At 67.8% G+C, this 20,894-nt stretch carries 22 protein-coding genes; 9 read left to right on the top strand and 13 right to left on the bottom strand.

The genetic code is table 11. The annotated features are described in order from the left end of the window. The 4 genes from ilvG to ACIQ1T_RS11030 form a co-directional block, all read right to left on the bottom strand. A complete protein-coding gene (gene ilvG, locus ACIQ1T_RS11045; RefSeq protein ID WP_395944599.1) occupies window positions 1-1,713 on the bottom strand; it encodes an acetolactate synthase 2 catalytic subunit in 1,713 nt (570 codons plus the stop codon). Window positions 1,714-1,732: 19 nt separating this feature from the next. Next, on the bottom strand, window positions 1,733-2,746 hold the full coding sequence (ilvC, locus tag ACIQ1T_RS11040) for a ketol-acid reductoisomerase (RefSeq protein ID WP_395944598.1): 1,014 nt from the start codon (window positions 2,744-2,746) through the stop codon (window positions 1,733-1,735). A 6-nt stretch (window positions 2,747-2,752) separates the two neighbouring features. Next, the gene (locus ACIQ1T_RS11035) at window positions 2,753-3,004 is read right to left on the bottom strand and encodes a hypothetical protein (RefSeq protein WP_395944597.1); all 252 of its coding nucleotides are present in this window, start codon (window positions 3,002-3,004) and stop codon (window positions 2,753-2,755) included. Window positions 3,005-3,094: 90 nt separating this feature from the next. Further along, window positions 3,095-3,247 carry a hypothetical protein gene (locus tag ACIQ1T_RS11030; RefSeq protein ID WP_395944596.1) on the bottom strand — a complete coding sequence of 51 codons (153 nt, stop codon included), beginning with the start codon at window positions 3,245-3,247 and terminating at the stop codon, window positions 3,095-3,097. Window positions 3,248-3,520: 273 nt separating this feature from the next. Between ACIQ1T_RS11030 and gap the strand changes: the two genes are divergently transcribed. The 3 genes from gap to fba all read left to right on the top strand — a co-directional run bounded on the left by gap (window position 3,521) and on the right by fba (window position 7,144). Beyond that, window positions 3,521-4,528: a type I glyceraldehyde-3-phosphate dehydrogenase gene (gap, locus tag ACIQ1T_RS11025; RefSeq protein WP_395944595.1), complete on the top strand. Its 1,008-nt coding sequence runs from the start codon at window positions 3,521-3,523 to the stop codon at window positions 4,526-4,528. A gap of 172 nt (window positions 4,529-4,700) precedes the next feature. Continuing rightward, entirely contained in the window at window positions 4,701-5,897 is a 1,197-nt protein-coding gene (locus ACIQ1T_RS11020) for a phosphoglycerate kinase (RefSeq protein ID WP_395944594.1), read from the top strand. Window positions 5,898-6,058: 161 nt separating this feature from the next. Then, the gene (gene fba, locus ACIQ1T_RS11015; RefSeq protein WP_395944593.1) at window positions 6,059-7,144 is read left to right on the top strand and encodes a class II fructose-bisphosphate aldolase; all 1,086 of its coding nucleotides are present in this window, start codon (window positions 6,059-6,061) and stop codon (window positions 7,142-7,144) included. Between the two features lie 9 nt (window positions 7,145-7,153). Here the strand turns inward: fba and ACIQ1T_RS11010 are convergent, their stop codons facing one another. Beyond that, complete coding sequence (locus tag ACIQ1T_RS11010) at window positions 7,154-7,789, bottom strand: DUF2799 domain-containing protein (RefSeq protein WP_395944592.1); 636 nt, start codon at window positions 7,787-7,789, stop codon at window positions 7,154-7,156. Window positions 7,790-7,873: 84 nt separating this feature from the next. On the opposite strand from ACIQ1T_RS11010, the gene ACIQ1T_RS11005 reads away from it, so the two are divergent. Both ACIQ1T_RS11005 and ACIQ1T_RS11000 read left to right on the top strand, forming a co-directional pair. After that, window positions 7,874-8,890 (top strand): RluA family pseudouridine synthase, encoded by a 1,017-nt coding sequence (locus tag ACIQ1T_RS11005; RefSeq protein WP_395944591.1) that lies wholly within the window; start codon window positions 7,874-7,876, stop codon window positions 8,888-8,890. Between the two features lie 10 nt (window positions 8,891-8,900). Then, window positions 8,901-9,206: a GNAT family N-acetyltransferase gene (locus ACIQ1T_RS11000; RefSeq protein ID WP_395944590.1), complete on the top strand. Its 306-nt coding sequence runs from the start codon at window positions 8,901-8,903 to the stop codon at window positions 9,204-9,206. Here ACIQ1T_RS11000 and ACIQ1T_RS10995 read toward each other — a convergent pair. Further along, window positions 9,203-10,735, bottom strand: coding sequence for a DUF5605 domain-containing protein (locus tag ACIQ1T_RS10995; RefSeq protein WP_395944589.1), 1,533 nt, complete (start codon window positions 10,733-10,735; stop codon window positions 9,203-9,205). The genes ACIQ1T_RS11000 and ACIQ1T_RS10995 overlap by 4 nt on opposite strands. A gap of 363 nt (window positions 10,736-11,098) precedes the next feature. On the opposite strand from ACIQ1T_RS10995, the gene rpoH reads away from it, so the two are divergent. Beyond that, window positions 11,099-11,986, top strand: coding sequence for an RNA polymerase sigma factor RpoH (rpoH, locus tag ACIQ1T_RS10990; protein WP_395944588.1), 888 nt, complete (start codon window positions 11,099-11,101; stop codon window positions 11,984-11,986). An 83-nt stretch (window positions 11,987-12,069) separates the two neighbouring features. Here rpoH and ACIQ1T_RS10985 read toward each other — a convergent pair whose 3' ends face one another. The 6 genes from ACIQ1T_RS10985 to ACIQ1T_RS10960 all read right to left on the bottom strand — a co-directional run bounded on the left by ACIQ1T_RS10985 (window position 12,070) and on the right by ACIQ1T_RS10960 (window position 18,010). Further along, a complete protein-coding gene (locus tag ACIQ1T_RS10985) occupies window positions 12,070-12,873 on the bottom strand; it encodes a two-component system response regulator (RefSeq protein WP_395944587.1) in 804 nt (267 codons plus the stop codon). Between the two features lie 77 nt (window positions 12,874-12,950). Next, the gene (locus ACIQ1T_RS10980) at window positions 12,951-14,246 is read right to left on the bottom strand and encodes an adenylosuccinate synthase (RefSeq protein ID WP_395944586.1); all 1,296 of its coding nucleotides are present in this window, start codon (window positions 14,244-14,246) and stop codon (window positions 12,951-12,953) included. A 134-nt stretch (window positions 14,247-14,380) separates the two neighbouring features. After that, complete coding sequence (locus ACIQ1T_RS10975) at window positions 14,381-15,523, bottom strand: metallophosphoesterase (RefSeq protein WP_395944585.1); 1,143 nt, start codon at window positions 15,521-15,523, stop codon at window positions 14,381-14,383. 58 nt (window positions 15,524-15,581) lie between these two features. Continuing rightward, window positions 15,582-16,745: a phosphoserine transaminase gene (locus ACIQ1T_RS10970; protein ID WP_395944584.1), complete on the bottom strand. Its 1,164-nt coding sequence runs from the start codon at window positions 16,743-16,745 to the stop codon at window positions 15,582-15,584. A 2-nt stretch (window positions 16,746-16,747) separates the two neighbouring features. Next, complete coding sequence (locus tag ACIQ1T_RS10965) at window positions 16,748-17,683, bottom strand: DnaJ C-terminal domain-containing protein (protein ID WP_395944583.1); 936 nt, start codon at window positions 17,681-17,683, stop codon at window positions 16,748-16,750. A gap of 114 nt (window positions 17,684-17,797) precedes the next feature. Next, a complete protein-coding gene (locus tag ACIQ1T_RS10960; protein WP_395944582.1) occupies window positions 17,798-18,010 on the bottom strand; it encodes a hypothetical protein in 213 nt (70 codons plus the stop codon). 137 nt (window positions 18,011-18,147) lie between these two features. Between ACIQ1T_RS10960 and ACIQ1T_RS10955 the strand changes: the two genes are divergently transcribed. The 3 genes from ACIQ1T_RS10955 (at window position 18,148) to ACIQ1T_RS10945 (ending at window position 20,360) form a co-directional block, all read left to right on the top strand. Beyond that, a complete protein-coding gene (locus ACIQ1T_RS10955) occupies window positions 18,148-18,885 on the top strand; it encodes a DUF805 domain-containing protein (protein WP_395944581.1) in 738 nt (245 codons plus the stop codon). Window positions 18,886-18,928: 43 nt separating this feature from the next. Continuing rightward, window positions 18,929-19,549 carry a DUF805 domain-containing protein gene (locus ACIQ1T_RS10950; RefSeq protein WP_395944580.1) on the top strand — a complete coding sequence of 207 codons (621 nt, stop codon included), beginning with the start codon at window positions 18,929-18,931 and terminating at the stop codon, window positions 19,547-19,549. 109 nt (window positions 19,550-19,658) lie between these two features. Further along, on the top strand, window positions 19,659-20,360 hold the full coding sequence (locus ACIQ1T_RS10945; RefSeq protein ID WP_395944579.1) for a DUF805 domain-containing protein: 702 nt from the start codon (window positions 19,659-19,661) through the stop codon (window positions 20,358-20,360). 54 nt (window positions 20,361-20,414) lie between these two features. Here the strand turns inward: ACIQ1T_RS10945 and ACIQ1T_RS10940 are convergent, their stop codons facing one another. Then, complete coding sequence (locus tag ACIQ1T_RS10940) at window positions 20,415-20,894, bottom strand: phage tail tape measure protein (RefSeq protein WP_395944578.1); 480 nt, start codon at window positions 20,892-20,894, stop codon at window positions 20,415-20,417.

The raw sequence follows: 20,894 nt of genomic DNA, 5'->3' as shown, positions 1-20,894 counted from the left end.
TCAGGAGCCCTCCATCATTTCAGCATTGTTCTTGCCCGGCGGAACCAGCGGCCAGACATTGTCACGGGGATCGATGACCACATGGGCCAGGCAGGGGCCGTCGGCGGCCAGCAGGCGCTGGATGCCGTCCGACACCTGATCGCGGCGGTCGATGCGGAAGGCGTCGACGCCGAAGGCTTCGGCGACCTTCACGAAGTCCGGATTGTCGGACAGATCGATCTCGGAATAGTTCTCGGCGAAGAACAGCTCCTGCCACTGGCGCACCAAGCCCAGCGAGGAGTTGTCGATCAGCACGATCTTCAGCGGGATGCCGTAACGCTTCAGCGTCGCCAGCTCCTGGATGTTCATCATGAAGCCGCCGTCGCCGGCGATGGTGACGACCGTCGCGGACGGATCGGCCAGCTTGGCGCCGATCCCGGCGGGCAGGCCGAAGCCCATGGCGCCCAGACCGCCCGAGGTGATGTGGGCCTCGGGCCTGGAGAAGCGGCAGTGCATGGCCGCCCACATCTGGTGCTGGCCCACGTCGCAGGCGGCGACGAACCGATCGCCCGCCGCTTCCGAGATTTCCTTCAGCAGGGCCGGGGCATAGACCCCCTCGCCCGGCGCGTCATAGCGATAGGCATGGGTCGTGGCGGCCTCGGCGCATTCGGCGGTCCAGGCGGCGATCTCCAGCGCCGGTCCGGCGTTCAGCCGCGCCGACAGGGCCTCGACCCCGTCCTTCAGCTCGCCGACGACGGCGACATTGACCGCGCGCAGCTTGCCGACTTCCGAGGCGTCGATGTCGAAATGGACGACGCCGGCCTTGGGCGCGAACTCGGCCAGCTTGCCGGTGGCGCGGTCGTCGAACCGGGCGCCGACGACGATCAGCAGATCGCTGTCCTGCACCGCGTGATTGGCGGCGCGCGTGCCATGCATCCCCAGCATCCCCAGCATCCCCGGCGCATCGGTCGGGATGGTGCCCAGGGCGTTCAGGGTCGAGACCTGCGGGATGCCGGTGGCGCGGACGAAGGCGCGGACGGCCTCGGTCGCGCCGCCGATCTTCACCCCGCCGCCGATATAGATCAGCGGCTTCTTCGCGGCGCGGATCGCGGCCTCGGCGGCGGCGACGGCGTCGTGGTCGACGGCGGTCGTCGTATTGGGAATGTGGAAGCCGTAGTCGTCGCTGGTCGTGGCGAACTGCACGTCCTTGGGCAGGTCGACCAGGACCGGACCCGGACGGCCCGAGGCGGCGATATGGAAGGCTTCCTCGATCGCGGCCGGAACCTCGGCGGCGTCGCGGACCAGGATCGAATGTTTCACGATCGGCAGGGTGACGCCCAGGATGTCGATCTCCTGGAAGGCGTCGGTGCCCATCAGGCCTTGGGCGACATTGCCGGTGATGCAGACCATCGGCACCGAATCCATCATCGCATTGGCGATGCCGGTGACCAGATTGGTGGCGCCCGGACCGGAGGTGGCCATGCACACCCCGACCCGGCCGCTCTTGCGGGCATAGGCGTCGGCCGCGAAGGCCGCGCCCTGCTCGTGGCGGACCAGGATGTGTTTCAGCTTGGACCCGGCCAGGGCGTCATAGACCGGCATGATGGCGCCGCCCGGATAACCGAACACCACCTCCACGCCCAGCCGCTCCAGGGTGGAGACCAGCAGGCGCGCCCCCGATCGGGGGGCGGCCTCGGCTGAGGATTTGAAGGCGGCGGCGGTCATCAGGGTCATCCGGTCTTTCTGGCGGCGATCAGGCCGCTTCGGCCTTGGGCGCGTTCAGCCAGGCCATCCGCTCGCGCAGACGGGCGCCGACCTGTTCGATCTGGCTTTCGCGGTCCGCCTTCAGCCAGGCTTCGTACTGCGGCTTGCCGGCCTCGTTCTCGGCGATCCAGTTCTTGGCGAAGGTGCCGTCCTGGATCTCTTCCAGGATGGTCTTCATGCGGGCCTTGGTCTCTTCGTTGACCACGCGCGGGCCGCTGGCGACGGCGCCGTACTTCGCCGTTTCCGAGATGAAGTGGTGCATCTTCGAGATGCCGCCCTCGTAGAACAGGTCCACGATCAGCTTCAGCTCGTGCAGGCATTCGAAATAGGCGATCTCGGGCTGGTAGCCGGCCTCGACCAGGGTGTTGAAGCCCTGGATGACCAGTTCCTTGGCGCCGCCGCACAGGACGGCCTGTTCGCCGAACAGATCGGTCTCGGTCTCTTCGCGGAAGGTGGTTTCCAGCAGACCGCCGGTCGCGCCGCCGTTGCCCTTGGCGTAGCCCATGGCGCGGTCGCGCGCCTTGCCGGTCACGTCCTTCTCGATAGCGAACAGCGAGGGCACGCCGCGGCCGCGGGCGAACTCGCGACGGACCAGATCGCCCGGTCCCTTCGGCGCGACCAGGATCACGTCCATGTCGGCGCGCGGGGTGATGCGCTCGTAGATGATCGAGAAGCCGTGGGCGAACAGCAGGGCCGAGCCTTCCTTGGCGTTCGGCTCGATGATGTCGCGATAGACCTCGCCCTGGATCATGTCCGGGGTCAGGATGGCGATGATGTCGGCGCCCTTGACGGCCTCGGCCGGCTCGGCGGTCGGGACGCCGTCCTCGGTGGCGTGTTTCCAGCCGGTGCCGCCGTGACGGACGCCGGCGACCACGTCATGGCCGCTGTCGCGCAGGTTCTGGGCGTGGGCGCGGCCTTGCGAGCCATAGCCGATGATGGCGATGCGCTGGCCGGCGATGGCGCCGGGGCGGATGTCTTCGTTGGTGTAGATGGTGATGGCCATGGTGGTTCAGGCTTCCTGGGCGGTCTGGGTTTTGATGGTTGTGGCGGCGAAACGTCCTCGCACCGGGCGGGCAACGTGGGGCGTAAAGCCCGCCCGGTGCGTCGCCGGGGCGACACGAGCGTCGATCCGGCGGTCAGTGACGCGAGCGGCGCGGACGCCGTCGCGAATGGCAAAGCCAGAACCCCGGCGCGGGGCGCGCGACATCGCCGCGTCCTGCGCGCCGATCGTCGTGGGGTCTGAGGTGAAATCTTGCGTCATGGGTCCGGTTCAAATCGGACCGCAAAGCACGAAAAACCCCGCTTCCTTTCGGGAGCGGGGTGGTGCCGGGCGATCCTGAGTGCGTTTAGTTCAGGTCGCGTGCATCCACGCCGCTTGCGTAAGCAGGCCGAGGAGCACGAGGAGAATGAGGGAAATCGGGGCTTCCAGGCCAATGGGCGCGCGAACGGCTGCGACCGCCTTGGCGGTGCGTCCCTTCGTCATGTCGCGCGTCATCGTGGCCACGGGTGGCTCCCTGTTCTGACGGCAAGAAACCATACGGGCCGGGGCGGCACAACCCCTGTCGCAAAAATTTTGCTCAACCGATTAAAAACGACCTTCGCAGGGGTGTTTCTTACCCGAACCTGACAGGCAGGTTTCCCAGGTCGCCTTCCCAAGCGTAACCGTCGATCACATCATGTTACGTGCACGGGGTTGCAACGCGTCCGCGACCGCTCCATTGAGACGCCGAACCTATATAGGCGCTAACCCCTAATCCCGTTCTGAGGAGCCTCCATCATGACCGTCCGCGTCGCCATCAACGGCTTCGGCCGCATCGGCCGTCTCGTCCTCCGCTCGATCGTCGAGCATGGCCGCACGGACATCGAAGTCGTGGCGATCAACGATCTTGGGCCGGTCGAGACCAACGCCCACCTGTTCCGCTACGATTCGGTCCACGGCCGCTTCCCCGGCACCGTGACCTCGGGCGAGGACTGGATCGACGTCGGCACCGGCAAGATCAAGGTCACGGCCGAGCGTGATCCGGCCAACCTGCCCCACGCCGAGTTGAAGGTGGACATCGCCTTCGAATGCACCGGCATCTTCACGTCCAAGGACAAGGCCAGCGCCCACCTGAAGGCCGGCGCCAAGCGCGTCCTGGTCTCGGCCCCGGCCGACGGCGCCGACAAGACCATCGTCTTCAAGGTCAACCACGAGACCTTGACCGCCGACGACATCGTCGTGTCGAACGGCTCGTGCACCACCAACGCCCTGGCCCCGGTGGCCAAGGTGCTGAACGACCTGTTCGGCATCGAGCGCGGCTACATGACCACCATCCACTCCTACACCGGCGACCAGCCGACGCTGGATACGATGCACAAGGACCTGTACCGCGCCCGCGCCGCCGCCCTGTCGATGATCCCGACCTCGACCGGCGCCGCCAAGGCCCTGGGCCTGGTCCTGCCGGAACTGAAGGGCAAGCTGGACGGCTCGTCGATCCGCGTCCCGACCCCGAACGTCTCGGTCGTCGACCTGAAGGTCGTCGCCGGTCGTGAAGTGACGGCGGCCGAGATCAACGCCGCGCTCCAGGCCGCCGCCGACGGCCCGATGAAGGGCGTCCTGTTCACGACGACGGATGCTCTGGTGTCCAGCGACCTGAACCACGTGGCCGCCTCCTCGACCGCCGCGCTGCCCCAGACCCAGGTCGTCGACGGCAAGCTGGCCCGCGTCCTCAGCTGGTACGACAACGAATGGGGCTTCGCGACCCGCATGGCCGACACGGCCCTGGTGATGGCGAAGTTCCTGTAAGAACCGCGCGTCTCCTCCCCGTTCGCGCAGCGAATGGGGAGGGGGACCACGAAGTGGTGGAGGGGTTCTTTCCACCGCACCGAACCTGGGGCCAGAGCCCCTCCGTCACGGCGCAAGAGCGCCGCGCCACCTCCCCATCGCTTCGCGACGGGGAGGAGACAGGGAAACGACCATGACCTTCCGCACCCTCGACGACGCAAAAGACCTCGCCGGCAAGACGGCTCTGGTCCGCGTGGACTTCAACGTCCCGATGGAGGGCGGCAGGGTCACGGACGACACCCGGCTGCGGGTCGCCCTGCCGACGATCCAGCGCCTGCGCGACGCCGGCGCCAAGGTGGCCCTGCTGGCCCACTTCGACCGTCCCAAGGGCCAGCGCGTTCCGTCGATGAGCCTGAAGCCGGTCGTCGAACCGCTGGAGGCCCTGCTCGGCGCCCCGGTCCGCTTCGCCGACGACTGCATCGGCGGCCCCGCCGTCGAGGCCATCCGCGACCTGGACGCCGGCGGCGTGGTGCTGCTGGAGAACGTCCGCTTCCATGCGGCGGAAGAGGCCAATGACCCGGTCTTCGCCCAGAAGCTGGCCGACCTGGGCGACCTCTATGTCAACGACGCCTTCTCGGCCGCCCACCGCGCCCACGCCTCGACGGAAGGGATCGCCCACCACATCCCCGCCTACGCCGGCGAATCCATGCGCCGTGAACTAGACGCCCTGGACGCCGCCCTAGGCCAGCCGCAGAAGCCGGTCGTCGGCATCGTCGGCGGCTCCAAGGTCTCGACCAAGCTGGACCTGCTGAAGAACCTGGTCGGCAAGCTGGACAAGCTGGCCATCGGCGGCGGCATGGCCAACACCTTCCTCTACGCGCAAGGGATCGATATCGGCGGCTCGCTGGCCGAGAAGGATATGGCCGACACCGCCCGCGAGATTATGGCCGAGGCCGAGGCCCAGGGCTGCGAACTGCTGCTGCCGGTCGACGTCATCGTCGCCGTCGAGGTCAAGCCGGGCGCCGTCTTCAAGACCCTGAAGACCGGCGAGGCCCTGTCCGCCGACGACAAGATCCTGGACGCCGGCCCCGAGACCGTCGCCCGTCTGAACGCCGCCATGGACGCGTCCAAGACCCTGATCTGGAACGGCCCGCTGGGCGTGTTCGAGGTCCCGCCCTTCGACGCCGCCACGGTCGCCGCCGCCAAACACGCGGCGGAACTGGCCAAGGCCGGCAAGCTGATCGCCGTCGCCGGCGGCGGCGACACGGTCGCGGCCCTGAACCACGCCGGAACCTCGGACGACATGACCTTCGTCTCCACCGCCGGGGGCGCCTTCCTGGAGTGGATGGAGGGTAAGGCCCTACCAGGCGTCGAGGCCCTGCGCGCCTGAACCTCGACCGCCTTGCGTAACACTGCGATGCAACCGGATCACGGGTCCGGGCCTATCGTAATGCCTTGGGGGAAGCTGCTGTTACACGGCGTGACTTTGCTGCGCTGCAACGCTAGTCTCCCGCCCAATCATAAAAGACTTTCGGCTCAGGAGATTTCATCATGGCGCGCATCACGCTGCGACAGCTGCTCGACCACGCGGCTGAGAACGACTACGGCCTGCCGGCCTACAACATCAACAACATGGAACAGGGTCTGGCGATCATGGAGGCGGCCCATGAGGTCAATGCTCCCGTGATCATCCAGGCGAGCCGAGGCGCGCGGAACTACGCCAACGACATCGTCCTGGCCAAGCTGATCGACGCCCTGGCCGAGCTTTATCCGCACATCCCGGTCTGCATGCACCAGGACCATGGCAACGGCCCGGCGACCTGCGCCACCGCCATCCAGTACGGCTTCACCAGCGTCATGATGGACGGCTCGCTGGAAGAGGACGCCAAGACCCCCGCCTCCTACGAATACAATGTCGACGTCACCCGTCGCGTCACCGAAATGGCCCACTCGTGCGGCGTCTCGGTCGAGGGCGAACTGGGTGTGCTAGGCTCGCTGGAGACCGGCATGGGCGAGGCCGAGGACGGCCACGGCTTCGAGGGCAAACTGGACCATTCGCAACTGCTGACCGACCCGGACCAGGCCGTCGACTTCGTCGCCGCCACCAAGGTCGACGCCCTGGCCATCGCCATGGGCACCTCGCACGGCGCCTACAAGTTCACGCGCAAGCCGGACGGCGACGTCCTGGCCATGAACGTGATCGAGGAGATCCACCGCCGCCTGCCCAACACCCACCTGGTGATGCACGGTTCGTCGTCGGTGCCGCAGGATCTGCAGGACATCATCAACGCCTATGGCGGCGAGATGCCCCAGACCTGGGGCGTGCCGGTCGAGGAAATCCAGCGCGGCATCAAGCACGGCGTGCGCAAGGTCAATATCGACACCGACAACCGCATGGCCATCACCGGCGCCATCCGTAAGGCTCTGATCGAGAAGCCGGGCGAGTTCGACCCGCGCTACTATCTGAAGCCCGCCAAGGAGGCGATGAAGAAGCTCTGCATGGAGCGCTACGTCCAGTTCGGCTGCGAGGGCCAGGCGTCCAAGATCCGCCCGCTCTCCACCGCCCAGATGGCCAAACGCTACACCTCGGGCGACCTGGATCCGTCCTTCCGCGGCGCCGCCGTCAAGGCCGCCTAAGCCTTCAGACTAGACCGGGTAGCGGCCGCTCAGTTCGCGCCGCACCCGGCGAAGGTCCCATTCTGCGCTGTCCAGCGCGTCGCGCGCCTCTCGGGCGTTGCGGCGCGCCTGGCGGATCTCGCCCCGGACTTCCTCGATCCGGTCGCGCACGCGCTGCCGCTCCTCGTCCGTCAGCCCCTCGCCGCGCAGTTCGCGCTGCTTGGCCTCCAGCTTGTCCTCGCGATCCTCGATCCGGGCCTCGGCGCTGCTCAGTGCGCTTTCCGCCGCCTCGACCGCCGCCTCGACTTCGTGCAGCCGCAGCCCGTCCCGATAGGCGGGCAGGAAGGCCGCCTCCTCCTCAGGCCGGCAGACGCCGTAATAGGTATTGCCCGCCCGCCCCTCGACCCAGGCCTTCTCGAAGGTGCAATAGGACCGCAGCCCGTCCTCGCGCGCCGAACCATAGGCCGCAGGATTGGGCGCCACCTGATATTTGGCGCAGGCCTTGGCGTGGTCGTCCAGCCGCGTCGCCGGATAGCCCGCCGTCCCGTCGGCGTATCCCTTCTCGCCCCAGGCCCCGGCGAGACATTCATCCTTGCTCATGGTCGTGCAACTGCCCAGCAGCGCCGCCACGGCGACTGCGCCCCCGGCGATCATCAACCGCTTCATCGGATCGTCCCCTACGCCCCCAGGCTTCACTATCCACCCGCGCCCCGCGCTCGCGCAAGCCGCGCATCGTGCTAGGGAGTGTCCGTGTCCGACCCTGACCTGATCGACGACGACGGCTTGCCCGCCCCCGCTCCGGAAGACGTGCTGGAGGCCCGCCTCGACGCGCCCGGCGTCCGGCTGGACAAGGCCCTGTCTCTCGCCTTCCCGTCCCTCTCCCGCGCCCGTCTCCAGGCCCTGCTGGCCGAGGGCGCGGTCAGCCGCGACGGCGTCGTCCTGACCGGCGGCTCGGCCAAGGCCCAGCCCGGCCTCTACACCGTCGCCCTGCCACCGGTCGCCCCCGCCACGCCCCAGCCCGAGGCCATCCCCCTTACCGTCCTCTACGAGGACGCCGAACTGATCGTCGTCGACAAGCCCGCCGGCATGGCCGCCCACCCGGCGCCGGGCTGCGAGACCGGCACCCTGGTCAACGCCCTCCTGGCCCACTGCGGCGACAGTCTGTCGGGCATAGGCGGCGTCGCCCGCCCCGGCATCGTCCACCGGCTGGACAAGGACACCTCCGGCGTCATGGTCGCCGCCAAGACCGACCGCGCCCATCAGGGCCTGTCCGCCCTGTTCGCGACCCACGACATCGAACGCACCTATGTGGCCCTGACGCGCGGCGCCCCGTCGCCGTCAAAGGGCCGGATCGAGACCCGCATCGGCCGCTCGCCCCACGACCGCAAGAAGATGGCGGTGCTCAAGTCCGGCGGACGCGAGGCGATCACCGACTATGTCGTCCAGGCCACTTTCGGCCAACCGGCCAAGGCCGGCGGCGCCCCGATGGCCGCCCGTGTCGCCTGCACCCTGCACACCGGCCGCACCCACCAGATCCGCGTCCATCTGGCGTCCAAGGGCTCGCCCCTGCTCGGCGACCCCGTCTATGGCTCGGGCAGCCCCGCCGCCCCGGTCCGCGACGCCGTCGCCGAAATCGGCCTGTATCGCCAGGCCCTGCACGCCGCCGTTCTAGGCTTCGTCCATCCCGTCACCGGGAAAGCCCTGCGGTTCGAGACCCCCCCGCCCGCCGACATGCAGGCTCTGGAAGCCCTGCTGTCCCAACTCTGAGGACCGACCGATGACCGACGCCGCCGTCGCCGACAACCCCGCCCTCAACCGCTACGAACTGCCGGTCCAGGGTCTGGTCGCCCACGTCGCCTACAATCTGTCGCCGCCCAATCTGATGATCACTGAGGTCGTCACGCCCAAGGCCCTGGAAGGCCGCGGCATCGCCAGCCGCATGGCCGCCCACGTCGTCGAGGACGCCCGCGCGCGCGGCCTGCTGATCCTGCCCGTCTGCCCCTTCTTCGCCGCCTGGTTGAAGAAACACCCCGAACACGCCGACGTGGTCCACCCGTCCTATCGAAACAGCCTGGGCCTCTAGTCGACCCGCGTCACCCGCACCGCCATCCACGGCCGCCCCGGCAGGCTGATTGTCGGGCGCGCCGGATCGCGGAAGAAGTATTTGGTGTCGTCCCGCTTCTGCATGACGAACGCGCCGGCCACAGGCTCGATCGTCATGTTCCAGGTGTCGATCACATCGACCTTGAACCGCTCGCCCCCGACGATCTCGTCGCGCGGCACGTCCACCGCCCATTCCGTCGGCGCCGCGTCCCCGAAATAGCGGAGATAATACTGCCCGGCGACGCCGCCGAGATGCTGTTCCCACCATTTGTCGATGGGATCGATCCCCGGCTTCGGCCCGGCCTCCATCACCGACTTCAGGAAGGCCAGCCGCGTCCAACTCTCGCCGCGCAGCTCCCCGCCTTCGCCCAGCCAGAAGCCGCCCTCGGTCCCGCCCTCCTGCGGGAAACATTCGGAATGGCCGACATAGGTTCCGCCGATCAGCCCGTGCCAGAAGGCCCGCACCATCTCCGGCCCGGTCAGGTCGCCCCAGCGTTCGCTCAACGAACCCTCGTAACAGACCTCGTCGAACACCACGGCCTTTTGCCAGACGCTGCGATAGGTCTCGGCTCGGGCGTCGTCCAGCACGGCGGACCCGTTCTGGATGCTGGAATGAGTCACCCAGGGCTTGCCGTTGTCATACAGCCGCCGCCAGTTGTGGATCGACCTCAACCGTCCGTGCGGATCGGCGTCGCGCACCACCTGGAACAGCCGGTCCCAGCCGGCGTCCGACTTCTTCAGGATGTCGAACTCGTTGGCCATCGACCACCAGACGTTCCGATAGGCCGACAGCCGCGCCACGACATAGCGGACATAGCGCTCGTCGCGCGCCGCGCTCATGGCGTTGAGACCCGAGGCCTCGTCATAGGGGTGGAACAGGATCACATCCGCCTGCACCCCGATCTCCCCCAGGGCGGCGACGCTGGCGTCCAGCCGCCGGAAGAAGGCCGGATCGAACCGGTCCAGATCGAAGTCGGTCTCGCCGGCCCCCGTCCGCACGAAGGGCGACAGCGGCGTATTGGTCGACACAGCCGCATTGGGCGTGACCAGCATACGGATCTTGTTGAACGGCGCGGCCTTCAGCGTCTCCAGCGTCTGGCGCCGTTTCGCTTCAGGCTGATGGGTCCAGCCGTAGCTGGTGGTGCCGACCTGCCGGAACGGCGTCCCGTCCGCATGGGCGAAATGATAGGCTTCGACCACCCCGACCGGCCCGTGATTGCCCGCCGAGGGCGCGACCGCCTCGACCCGCCCCGACCGCCCGTTCAGGGCCGCGACCGGGCTCTCGCTGGCCCAGCGCCAACTGCCGGTCTCGGGCGGAGAGAAACGGATACGCCAGACCCCGTCCCCGTCGAAGAAGCCCGGCGCCCGGACCGTCATCCGACCGTCGGTGAACACCCCGACCAGTTCGACGTCGAACGGATCGCCATCGACCGTCGCCTCCAGCACGGCCTCGAACAGGCCCCAGCGCTCGATTTTCTCCGGCGTCTCCGCCCACGCCGTCTTGGCCAAGCCCGTAGCCGCCGCCGATGCAGCCATCGTGACAATGGCGCTCCGTCGCGTCAGTCCGCGTCCCATCCGCTCCCTCCCAGGAGTCATTTGCTACCGGTGTCATACAGGGTGTGAAACGGGAACGACAAGCGACACGCCCCCTCGAAGGAGCGGGTCTTGAATAGCAACTGACGAAGTTCTATATAGGACGTCGATCGGCACGAGTGGCGCCAGGGTCACGGTCACGCTTTCGTGTGACGATACGCCTCTAAAAACGGCGGCAACCCATCGCTACTTATCCGGTTGAGGGGAGAGACGTCGGTGCACGCACCGTGGCCGACGACGCAGAGCCCGCTCGTTTAGACGGTCGGAGGGACCAGGACCATGGCTACCAATAGCACGCTCGCGGTGATGTCGCCTGAACAAGGCCTGTCGCGTTATCTGACGGAAATCCGCAAGTTTCCGATGCTGACCAAGGACGAGGAGTTCATGCTCGCCAAGCGTTGGTCGGAGCACCAGGACCCCGAAGCCGCCCACCGTCTCGTGACCTCGCACCTTCGTCTCGTGGCCAAGATCGCCATGGGCTATCGCGGCTACGGCCTGCCGATCGGCGAAGTGATTTCTGAGGGCAATGTCGGCCTGATGCAGGCCGTCAAGAAATTCGACCCGGACAAGGGCTTCCGCCTGGCCACCTACGCCATGTGGTGGATCCGCGCCTCGATCCAGGAATACATCCTGCGCAGCTGGTCGCTCGTGAAGATGGGCACCACCGCCGCCCAGAAGAAGCTGTTCTTCAACCTGCGCAAGGCCAAGAGCCAGATCTCGGCCTTCGAGGAAGGCGACCTGCATCCGGAACACCTCGCCGCCATCGCCACCAAACTGGGCGTGACCGAGGAAGAGGTCACCAACATGAACCGCCGTCTCGGCGGCGACGCCTCGCTGAACGCGCCCCTGCGCGCCGACGGTGAAAGCGAATGGCAGGACTGGTTGGCCGACGACACGGCCGTCTCCCAGGAAACCCAGCTCGCCGAGGACGAGGAAAAGGGCATCCGCATGAGCCTGCTGCAAGAGGCCATGGAGGAGCTGACCGACCGCGAGAAACACATTCTCACGGAACGCCGCCTCAAGGACGATCCCGTCACCCTGGAAGAACTCGCCGGCCAGTACGGCGTCTCGCGCGAACGCGTCCGCCAGATCGAGGTTCGCGCCTTCGAGAAGCTGCAGAAGGCCATGCGCGCTGCGGCCGAGGAACGGAACCTGGTCGACGCCTGACCCTCGCTGATCCTCCCCCTCTGGAGGAGGGGGGTCTGCGAAGCGGTAGAGGGTGCCGACAGCCCCCTTATACCCTCAAGGGATCAGGACGCCCGCGCCATCTGCTGGGGCGCGGGTTGTCCCAGGGCCATGATCGCGCCGATCGGCTGGGCCAGCCCGGCCTTGGTCACCGCGCCTGCGCCCATGAAGGCTTCCAGCCCGCCGGCCGCGATGGCCAGCTTGGCGTCGCCGTTCTTGACGGCGAAGGCCTTCAGCGTCTGGGCCTGCTGGCGGATGGCGCGCATCGCCTGGGCTGGATCCTGATCGAACTGGGCCATGGCCGCCACCAGAATGCGCGTGGCCTGATCCCGGATATCGATGATCTCCCCGCTCGATCCGTCGGCCCGACGCTTGCGCGCGCCCGAATATTCGCCCGAGTTGAACCGGCGCCGGTCAGGTCCGACATAGCCGACCGCCTCGACCCAGGGGCGCGGCTTCAGGGCCACGTTCTCGACCCGCTTGAACAGGTCGCCGGTCGTATAGGGTTTGCGCAGGAATTCGTGCACACCGGCGTCGCGCGCGCCCTTAATGGCGGCGGCGGTCGCCTCGCCCGTGACCATGATGATCGGCGACATCCGACAGGCCATGCTGGACCGCCGCACCCGCCGCGCCAGGAACTCGCCGTTCAGGGTCTCGCCCGAACGTTCGGTGAAGATGATGCCGGGCTCAACGTCACGCAGCAGCTCCAGCGCCCGCTCCTCGTCGCTCTCGACATAGACTTCGCGCGCGCCCAACCCCTTCATGATGTCCGACAGCAGACGCGCGGAAGAGGCGTTCGGATCGACGATCACGACCCGTCTGACGGCGGGCTCGAGGCGGCTCAACGTTCTGGCGTCGGCGGTGAACAAGGGCTTCTGCTCCGATTTCTGCCGTTAGGCTTACCGGACCCTGGTTAAGGCCCGTTGAATCAACGGGCCTTTTCACCCTACCCTTGGAAGGGGTCCCGCATCAGGATCGTGTCGTCCCGCTCGGGGCTGGTCGACAGCAGGGCCACCGGGGCGCCGATCAACTCCTCGATGCGCCGCACGTATTTGATCGCATTGGCGTTGATGTCCTTGAAGCTGCGGACGCCGGCGGTGCTTTCGCTCCAGCCTTCCAGCTCCTCGAACACCGGCTCGGCCGCCGCCTGGGCCTTCAGGCTCGAGGGCAGATAGTCCAACACCTCGCCGTCGACCTTGTAGCCGACGCAGATCTTCAGCGTCTTCAAACCGTCCAGCACGTCCAGCTTGGTCAGGGCGATGCCGTCGATGCCGTTGATCGCCACAGACTGACGCACCAGCACGGCGTCGAACCAGCCGCAGCGCCGCGCCCGGCCCGTGTTCACGCCCACTTCGCGGCCCACAGTCGCCAGATGCTGACCGACCTCGTCGTCCAGTTCGCAGGCGAAAGGCCCCTCGCCGACGCGGGTCGTGTAGGCTTTCACGATGCCCAGCACATAGCCGACGCCGCGCGGTCCGATGCCCGACCCGGCCGCCGCCTGACCGGCCACGGTGTTCGAGCTGGTGACATAGGGATAGGTGCCGTGGTCCACGTCCAGGAAGGCGCCCTGCGCCCCCTCGAACAGCACCCGCTTGCCGTCCTTCTGCGCCTGGTCCAACACGCGCCAGGCCGGCTTCACATAGGGCAGGATCTTCGGCGCGATCTCCAGCAGCTGGGCCAGCAGGGCCTCGGGATCGATCGGCTCCAGACCCAGGCCGGCGCGCAGCGGATCATGATGCGAGCGCAGTCGATCGATCTTGACCTTCAGGTCGTCGGCATTGGCCAGGTCGCAGACCCGGATGGCGCGACGCCCGACCTTGTCCTCATAGGCCGGGCCGATGCCGCGGCCGGTCGTGCCGATCTTGGCGCCGGGGGCGCTGGCGGCCGCCTCGCGCGCCACGTCCAGGGCCGGGTGGACCGGCAGGATCAGACAGGCGTTGTCGGCGATGCTCAGAATGTCGGGGGTGATTGCCACGCCCTGGGCCTGGATCTTCTCGATCTCGCCGACCAGATGCCAGGGATCGACGACCACGCCATTGCCGATGATCGAGGGCTTGCCCTGCACCACGCCGCTGGGCAGCAGGGCCAGTTTGTAGACCTTGCCGTCCACGACCAGCGTATGGCCCGCGTTATGGCCGCCCTGGAACCGCACGACCATGTCGGCGCGGTTGGACAGCCAGTCCACGATCTTGCCCTTGCCCTCGTCGCCCCACTGGGCGCCGACCACAGCCACGTTCGCCAAAGCACTTCTCCGCGCAAGCGTCCCCCTCGGAGGACGCGTCAAAATCGTCGGGGCGCGCTGACAGCGCGGCGACCCGAACGCGGGCGCAGCCTATAGCGGGGGAATCGGCGGATGTCTCCGCTCTCGGAAGGTTTCTAGTTCAGAAGCTGCGGCGGGAAGTCGAGTTCGAACTCGGACAGTTCCGGCGCCACGCCGAAGGTCGCCTCGCCGTTCCGCCCCGCATGTTTCTCGCGCAACGTCGAATAGGTGTAGAAGCGGATCTTCTTCGCCTCGGTGTCGAAGGCCATGAACCGCAACCAGCCGGCGCCGCCGTTGGCCGTGTCCGGCTGCCCGTCCGGCCCCACCGTATTGCCCTGATAGTCCTGGATCATCTGATAGACGGGATGACCGGCGTCGTTCGTGTCGATCCGCAGGTTCTCGCCGTTCGACACCCCCAGAACCGGACGGGTGTAGTTGTGCCCGCTCAGCACCATGAAGATCGCCGCATTCTTGCGGATGAACCGGTCCCAGATCTGGTCCGGCGACAGGTGGTCGGTGCCGGGGAAATAGTTGGCGTAACCGTTGGAGCGATCCAGCGGTCCGGGCTGCAGCCACTCGTGGGTCGTCACCATCACCGGCACGCCGGGGTGGGCGTCGATCACCCCCTGGGCCCAGTCCAGGGCGGACTGCGGCGGCTCCATCTCCAGTGACAGGTTCAGGAAGGTCTTTCCGCCCCCGGTGAAGGTCTGGAAACTGTTCAGCCCGTCCGCCGAGGCGCCGCCGTACCAGGACTTGCCGGCGAAGAACCGCGACTGCGGACCGAAATACAGGTTCCAGGTCCGACCGCCGCTCAGCGGCTTGGAGGCGCCGGGACCGCCCTCCCACCAGGAATAGTTGTCGTAGTCATGGTTGCCCAGGACCATGCCGAACGGCACGCCTGTGCGGGCCAGAATGGCGATCGACCGGGTGGCGATGTCCCACTCCTCGCGGGTGTCGAAATACCGGTATTCGCCCTCAGCGCCGTCGACGCCGCGACGGAACTGCCCGTCGCCATGCTGGACGATGTCGCCGACGAAGGTGGCGAAGACCAGGTTCTTCTCCGCCCGCGTATCCGCCAGATACTGCATCTGCTGGGCGTAGGTGTCCGCCCCGCGCGGCTGGGCCAGGGTGATGTCGGAATAGTTCTGGGTGTCGGACACCACGGCCACGGTGAAGACCTCGGCCCAGGCGGGAACAGCCGAAGCCAGTACCGCCGCGCCAAGCGCCAGCGCCGCACCGAACTGTCTGAACATCTTCATCCGCCTGAATCCCGCATACTGATCGTCGGGCGGAGACTTAGCGGCGGATTGTGACGCTTTAGCCGGCCAGTTCGTCCGCCGCCGTCTCGAACGCCCACTCCAGCCACGGCGTCGCAGCCACCACGTCGGCCGTCTCGACCGTGCATCCGCACCACAGTCTAAGCCCCGGTGGCGCATTGCGGTGGGGCTCCATGTCGAACACCGCCGCCTCGCCTTCCAGCAGGGCCTTGAACCGGGTGACGAAGGTCTTCTGCGCCTTGGCGTCCAGCGCCGCGACACGCGCATCGGCGAACTTCAGACACACCGATGTCGTTGATCGGATCTCCGGCCGCTCTGGCAGGAAGTCGATCCAGTCGGTCTTCTCCACCCACTCGGCCAGGGCCGCATAGTTGGCGTCCGTCCGCCGGACCAGCTCCGTCAACCCGCCGACTTCCTTCGCCCAGTCCAGGGCGTCGATCCAGTCCTCGATGGTCAGGATCGAGAAGGTGTTGATCGCCACCCCGTCCGCCAGGCCCCGGTCGAACCGACCCTTGCCGTCGGTGATCCGCAGCACCTTGGGCACCGGCCGCTCGGGCCGATAGGTGTCCAGCCGCTCCACCGCGCGCGGCGACAGCACCATCACCCCTATGCCCGCCTCGCCGCCCAGCGCCTTCTGGAAGCTGAAGGTCACGACATCCAGCTTGTCGAACGGCAGAGGCATGGCGAAGGCGGCCGAGGTCGCGTCGCAGATGGCCAGACCCTCGCGGTCGTCGGCGATCCAGTCGGCGTCCGGAACGCGCACCCCTGACGTCGTGCCGTTCCACGGGAAGACCACGTCCTTCGACCAGTCCGCCTTCGACAGGTCCGGCAACTCGCCCCAGGGCGCCGTCAGGGCCTCGGGCTCCAGCCCCAGATGCTCCTTCACGTCCGCCAGCCAGGTCAGGCCGAAATTCTCGTAGGCCACCACCTGCACCGGCCGCGCGCCCAGCATCCCCCACAGGGCCGCCTCGACCGCGCCCGTGTCCGAGCCCGGCGTATAGAGCATCACATGGCTGTCGGGGACTTCCAGCACCTCGCGCGTCAGGCTCAGGCCGTGGGCGAACCGCTCCACCACCTCAGGCGCGCGGATGCCGCGTCCCAGCAGATCATGCGGCAATCCAGCCAGGCTGTAACCCGGCCGTTTCGCCGTCGGTCCGGCGGAGAACCACGGCCGCGCCGGCTTCACATCAGGCTTGGAGATCATGATCAGCGTCCCGGCGTATAGGGCCGCTTGGCCCGCCATTCCTCGGCGAACCGGGTCAGGGCCTCGTCCGGCTCGTCCGGCAGGGTCGCCACCAGCCGCGCCAGAAGGTCCCCGCGCCGTCCTTGCGCGAACGCTCCGCGCCCCTTCAGCCGCAGGATCTTGCCCGAGTTCGACCCCGCCGGGATCGTCATCTGCACCACGCCCTCGGGCGTCGGCACGCGCACCTTGGCGCCCAGCACCGCGTCGGGGACCGACACCGGCAGGTCCATGGTCAGGTCCGCCCCGTCGCGCTTGTAGATGGGGTGCGGCTCGATCTTCAGCTCGATCAGGGCGTCGCCGTTCTCGGCGCCCCGTCCCGGCGAGCCCTGGCCGCGCAACCGGATGCTCTGCCCGTCCGACGCCCCCTTGGGAATGGTCACGTCCAGGGTGCGCCCGTCCGAAAACTGGATCCGCCGCGTCGCCCCGGCGATGGCGTCCTCCAGACTGATGTCCAGCGTCGCCTTCACGTCCTGGCCGCGTGCGGTGAAGTCGCGCGCGCCGCGCTGACGCCCGCCCCCGCCGAACATGCCGAACAGGTCGTCCAGATCGACGCCTTCGAAGTTCGCCCGGCCGCCCGGACCGCCGGCGCTGCCGCCGAACCCGCCGAAGCCCCCGCCCTGCCCAAACGGGTTTCCGCCCGCGCGGCCGCCGCCGCCGAAGCCGCGGTACTGGTCGTTGCCGTCGTTGTCGATCTGGCCGGCGTCGTACTTGGCCCGCTTCTCGGCGTCGCCCAGGATGTCGAAGGCCGCCGTCACCCGCTTGAACTTGTCCTCGGTGATCTTGTCACCCTGGTTCTTGTCGGGGTGCAGTTCCTTGGCCAGCTTGCGGAACGCCTTCTTGATCTCGTCCGCGCTCGCGCCCTTCGAAACGCCCAGTTCCTTGTAGGGGTCGCCTGCCACGCCGTTGTCGCTCCAACTGAAAACCGAGGCCGTCAGTTAAGCCATGCCCCCGCCCCCGCAAAGGGCCGGACCCGGCATATTTGCTCACAGCGCCTCTATTTCCGCCTCGACACCCTAGCCGACCCCCTCGCCCCACTGGCTGACGGCGATCCGCGCCCCCGCCGGAACCGTCCCCGCCGCATAGACATGGCGCGCATCGACCGCCTCGTCCGCTCGCACAACGCTCTCCCCGTCCAACACCCTCAGCCGGAATCGCATCGGATCGACCGGCGTCGGCTCCCCGTCCCAGCCGTCGCCGTACAGCCGCACGCGCGGCGTCCAAAGCACCGCCAGCCCCTCGTCCGTCGCGCGGGCAGCCGCGCCTCGTGAAAGGCCGCCATGCTCAATCTCCTGTTGTGCTGATGCGCCCGCCGGGCCAAACCTGTACGGCGGCGCTTCCAGTCCGCGCCTTCCCGGACACGGCCTTGCGCGGCGAGATCCTGACCTACGACCCCCAGACCGGTTCCGGTCTAGTCAGCGGCGACGACCTGCAACGCTACGGCTTCACCTCCCTCACGCCTGACCTCGCCGTGGGGCGCCGCATCGACTTCATCATCGACGGACGCGAGGCCCGCGAGCCGGTTCTTCTTCCCCACGCTCCGGTCGCGCGCCGCGTCGCGCCGAAACCGGCGACCAGTTCGGCGATCACACCGCGCGACTGGCGAAACCGTCTCTTCTCCCTGAACGGCCGCATGGAACGCGCCTACTTCTGGACGGCGATTCTCGTCATGGTCCTGATCCAGCTGGCGGCGTTTGGGCTGCTGGCTCTGCTTCCCGAAGCCGACCAGCTTCCCAGGATCGTTTTTGTTGCAGCCCTCTGGCCTTATCTGGCCGTCACGACCAAGCGTCTTCACGACATCGGTCGCACCGGCTGGCTCGTCGCCATACCCTTCGGACTGATCACCCTGGTGGTACAGGTCGCCACCGTCATCGTGATCATGGGCAGCGTCTATGGCGTGCTGGCGATCAGCATCGACTCGGGCCCTTCGACACGCGCATTCCAGACCGTGGCCGCGACCGCCGTCGGCGCCGGGGCTCTCGTCCTGCTCATTCAACTGACTTTCGTCAGTCTGATCGGTTTTTGGCCGGGACAGACTCACGACAATCGCTTTGGCGCCCCTCCCGGGCGAACCCGCCCCCTGCGGCTTGAAGCCGGCGCCTGATCCACCCCATAAGCCTCTCTCCATCCGGGTTGCGGAGACTGACTTGCGCGGCGAAATCTTGAGCTACGACCCCCAGACCGGCTCCGGCCTGGTCAGCGGCGACGACCTGCAACGCTATGGCTTCACCTCGACCGACCCCGCGCTCGCGGCCGGACGCCGCGTCGATTTCGTCGTCGAGGACGGCCAAGCCCACAGCCTGATCCTGCTGCGCGATCCGACGCCGCCCGCCCCGACCGTCTATCCGCCCCAGCCCGACCTGGGGCTTTGGGGCTATTTCGTTCGCTGCGTCACCACCGCCTATATCGACGGCAACGGCCGCGCCCGGCGCAAGGAATACTGGTCCTTCGCCCTGTTTCAGTTCCTGGTCCTGCTGCTAGCGGCCATGCCTGTCCTCGGCCTGGTCGTCGCCGAGGCGGAAACCGGTCGCGACATGCAGGCCTGGGGCGTCGCCTGGATCTGCATCGTCGCCCTGATCTATCTGGCCCTGATCATTCCGGGCATCGCCGTCACCCTGCGCCGCTTCCACGATGTGGGCCTTAGCGGCTGGCTGATCCTGATCGGCCTGGTCCCCTATATCGGCGGCCTGTTCCTCTTCGTGGTCAGCCTGCTGCCGTCGCAGCCGATCGTGAACCTCCACGGCGCGCCGCCCAAGGGGCTCGGCTGAACAAAAAACGGGAACAAGTCGCCAGCTTGGCCTTTTCAGGTTGCCGGGCGCGCAACGCTCGGCGATCTTGCCCCTGCGCCAACCCCCGGCGCCATTCATGGAGTTACAGGTGCGCGGCGAAATCCTCAGCTACGACGGCACGACCCAGTCCGGACTGATCAGCGGCGATGACGGCGCCCGCTACGCCTTCACCGCCGCCGCGCTTCAGTCGCCGGCCGTGCCCGCCGCCGGCCTGCGTGTCGACTTCGTGCCCGAGGGCGCCTCCGCCACCCAGATCCTGATCCTGGCCGGCGCTCCGTCCGCGACCGGCGTCGCCGGACTCGCGACCGCCGGAGCCGCGCCCGGCTCCGGCTTCGACTTCGTCACAGCCATGTTTGCGTTCGAAGGTCGCCTGCGCCGTTCGCACTTCTGGATCGGTTTCCTGATCATCTTCGGCGCCAGCCTGGTGCTGGGCTGGATTCCCTTCCTCGGCGCCCTGATCTCGCTTGCCCTGATCTGGCCGAACCTGGCCATTTCGGTGAAGCGCCTGCACGACATGGGCAAGAGCGGCTGGCTGGTGCTGGCGCCCTTCGGCATCAACATCGTGCTGATGATCATCGCCTTCGTCATGATGATCGGCGGCATTGCGGCCAGCGGCGGCGACGCCGACTATTACGAGAACAACCCCACGGCCGCCCTGGCCATGATGGGTCCGGCCTTCGGACTGTTCGCCATCGCCGGCCTGGTCGGCCTGGCCTTCCTGCTGTGGATCGGCCTGGTCGACAGCCAGAAGGGCGAGAACCGCTTCGGTCCGAACCCCAAGGGCGAATAAGCCTTTCCGACCCGACGACCTTCGCGCCGCCCCGTCCTCGACGGGGCGGCGTTTCTACATCCGCCGCGCGCCCAGACTGACCGCCCGCGCCAGCATCTGGGCGATCTGGGCCTCGGACCGCAGCAGGGCCGGCGCCCCGCCGTCCACCGCCACATTGACCGTCACCCCGCCGCCGGTGACCGGTCTGACCTCGCCGCCCGTCGTCGGACGAAACACCTCCGGCCCGCGCTCCCCGACCAGATAGGCGGCCCCCGCCGACACCGGCCCGCCGTCCGCCCGCGCCCCGCCGAAGCTCGACATGGCCGCCTGGATCGCCGCGCTCAGTCCGCCCTGCGAACCCGCCGCCGCATTGACCGCGTTCAGCACCGCCCGCGCCAGAGACTTGGTCAGGCTGTCGCCTGCCCGACCGAAGGCCTGTTCTATCGCGTTCGCCGCCTCCTCCGCCGGTCCCTTCAGCGCCTCCAGCGCCGCCCCCGCCTCGGCCGCCCGCAAGGCCACATCGTCGATCCCGTCACGCCCGAACTCATCCGCCAT

This window comes from Brevundimonas sp. (assembly GCF_044336875.1).
Classification (GTDB): domain Bacteria; phylum Pseudomonadota; class Alphaproteobacteria; order Caulobacterales; family Caulobacteraceae; genus Brevundimonas.
The sequence above is the reverse complement of the archived record's forward strand: the minus strand, read 5'-3'. Positions and strand labels throughout refer to the sequence as shown.

Excerpts from the sequence above, each read along its gene's own strand:
- ilvG (WP_395944599.1), bottom strand. The coding sequence starts at position 1,713 with ATGACCCTGATGACCGCCGCCGCCTTCAAATCCTCAGCCGAGGCCGCC.
- ilvC (WP_395944598.1), bottom strand. The coding sequence starts at position 2,746 with ATGGCCATCACCATCTACACCAACGAAGACATCCGCCCCGGCGCCATC.
- ACIQ1T_RS11035 (WP_395944597.1), bottom strand. The coding sequence starts at position 3,004 with ATGACGCAAGATTTCACCTCAGACCCCACGACGATCGGCGCGCAGGAC.
- gap (WP_395944595.1), top strand. The coding sequence starts at position 3,521 with ATGACCGTCCGCGTCGCCATCAACGGCTTCGGCCGCATCGGCCGTCTC.
- ACIQ1T_RS11020 (WP_395944594.1), top strand. The coding sequence starts at position 4,701 with ATGACCTTCCGCACCCTCGACGACGCAAAAGACCTCGCCGGCAAGACG.
- fba (WP_395944593.1), top strand. The coding sequence starts at position 6,059 with ATGGCGCGCATCACGCTGCGACAGCTGCTCGACCACGCGGCTGAGAAC.
- ACIQ1T_RS11010 (WP_395944592.1), bottom strand. The coding sequence starts at position 7,789 with ATGAAGCGGTTGATGATCGCCGGGGGCGCAGTCGCCGTGGCGGCGCTG.
- ACIQ1T_RS11000 (WP_395944590.1), top strand. The coding sequence starts at position 8,901 with ATGACCGACGCCGCCGTCGCCGACAACCCCGCCCTCAACCGCTACGAA.
- rpoH (WP_395944588.1), top strand. The coding sequence starts at position 11,099 with ATGGCTACCAATAGCACGCTCGCGGTGATGTCGCCTGAACAAGGCCTG.
- ACIQ1T_RS10975 (WP_395944585.1), bottom strand. The coding sequence starts at position 15,523 with ATGAAGATGTTCAGACAGTTCGGTGCGGCGCTGGCGCTTGGCGCGGCG.
- ACIQ1T_RS10970 (WP_395944584.1), bottom strand. The coding sequence starts at position 16,745 with ATGATCTCCAAGCCTGATGTGAAGCCGGCGCGGCCGTGGTTCTCCGCC.
- ACIQ1T_RS10940 (WP_395944578.1), bottom strand. The coding sequence starts at position 20,894 with ATGGCGGATGAGTTCGGGCGTGACGGGATCGACGATGTGGCCTTGCGG.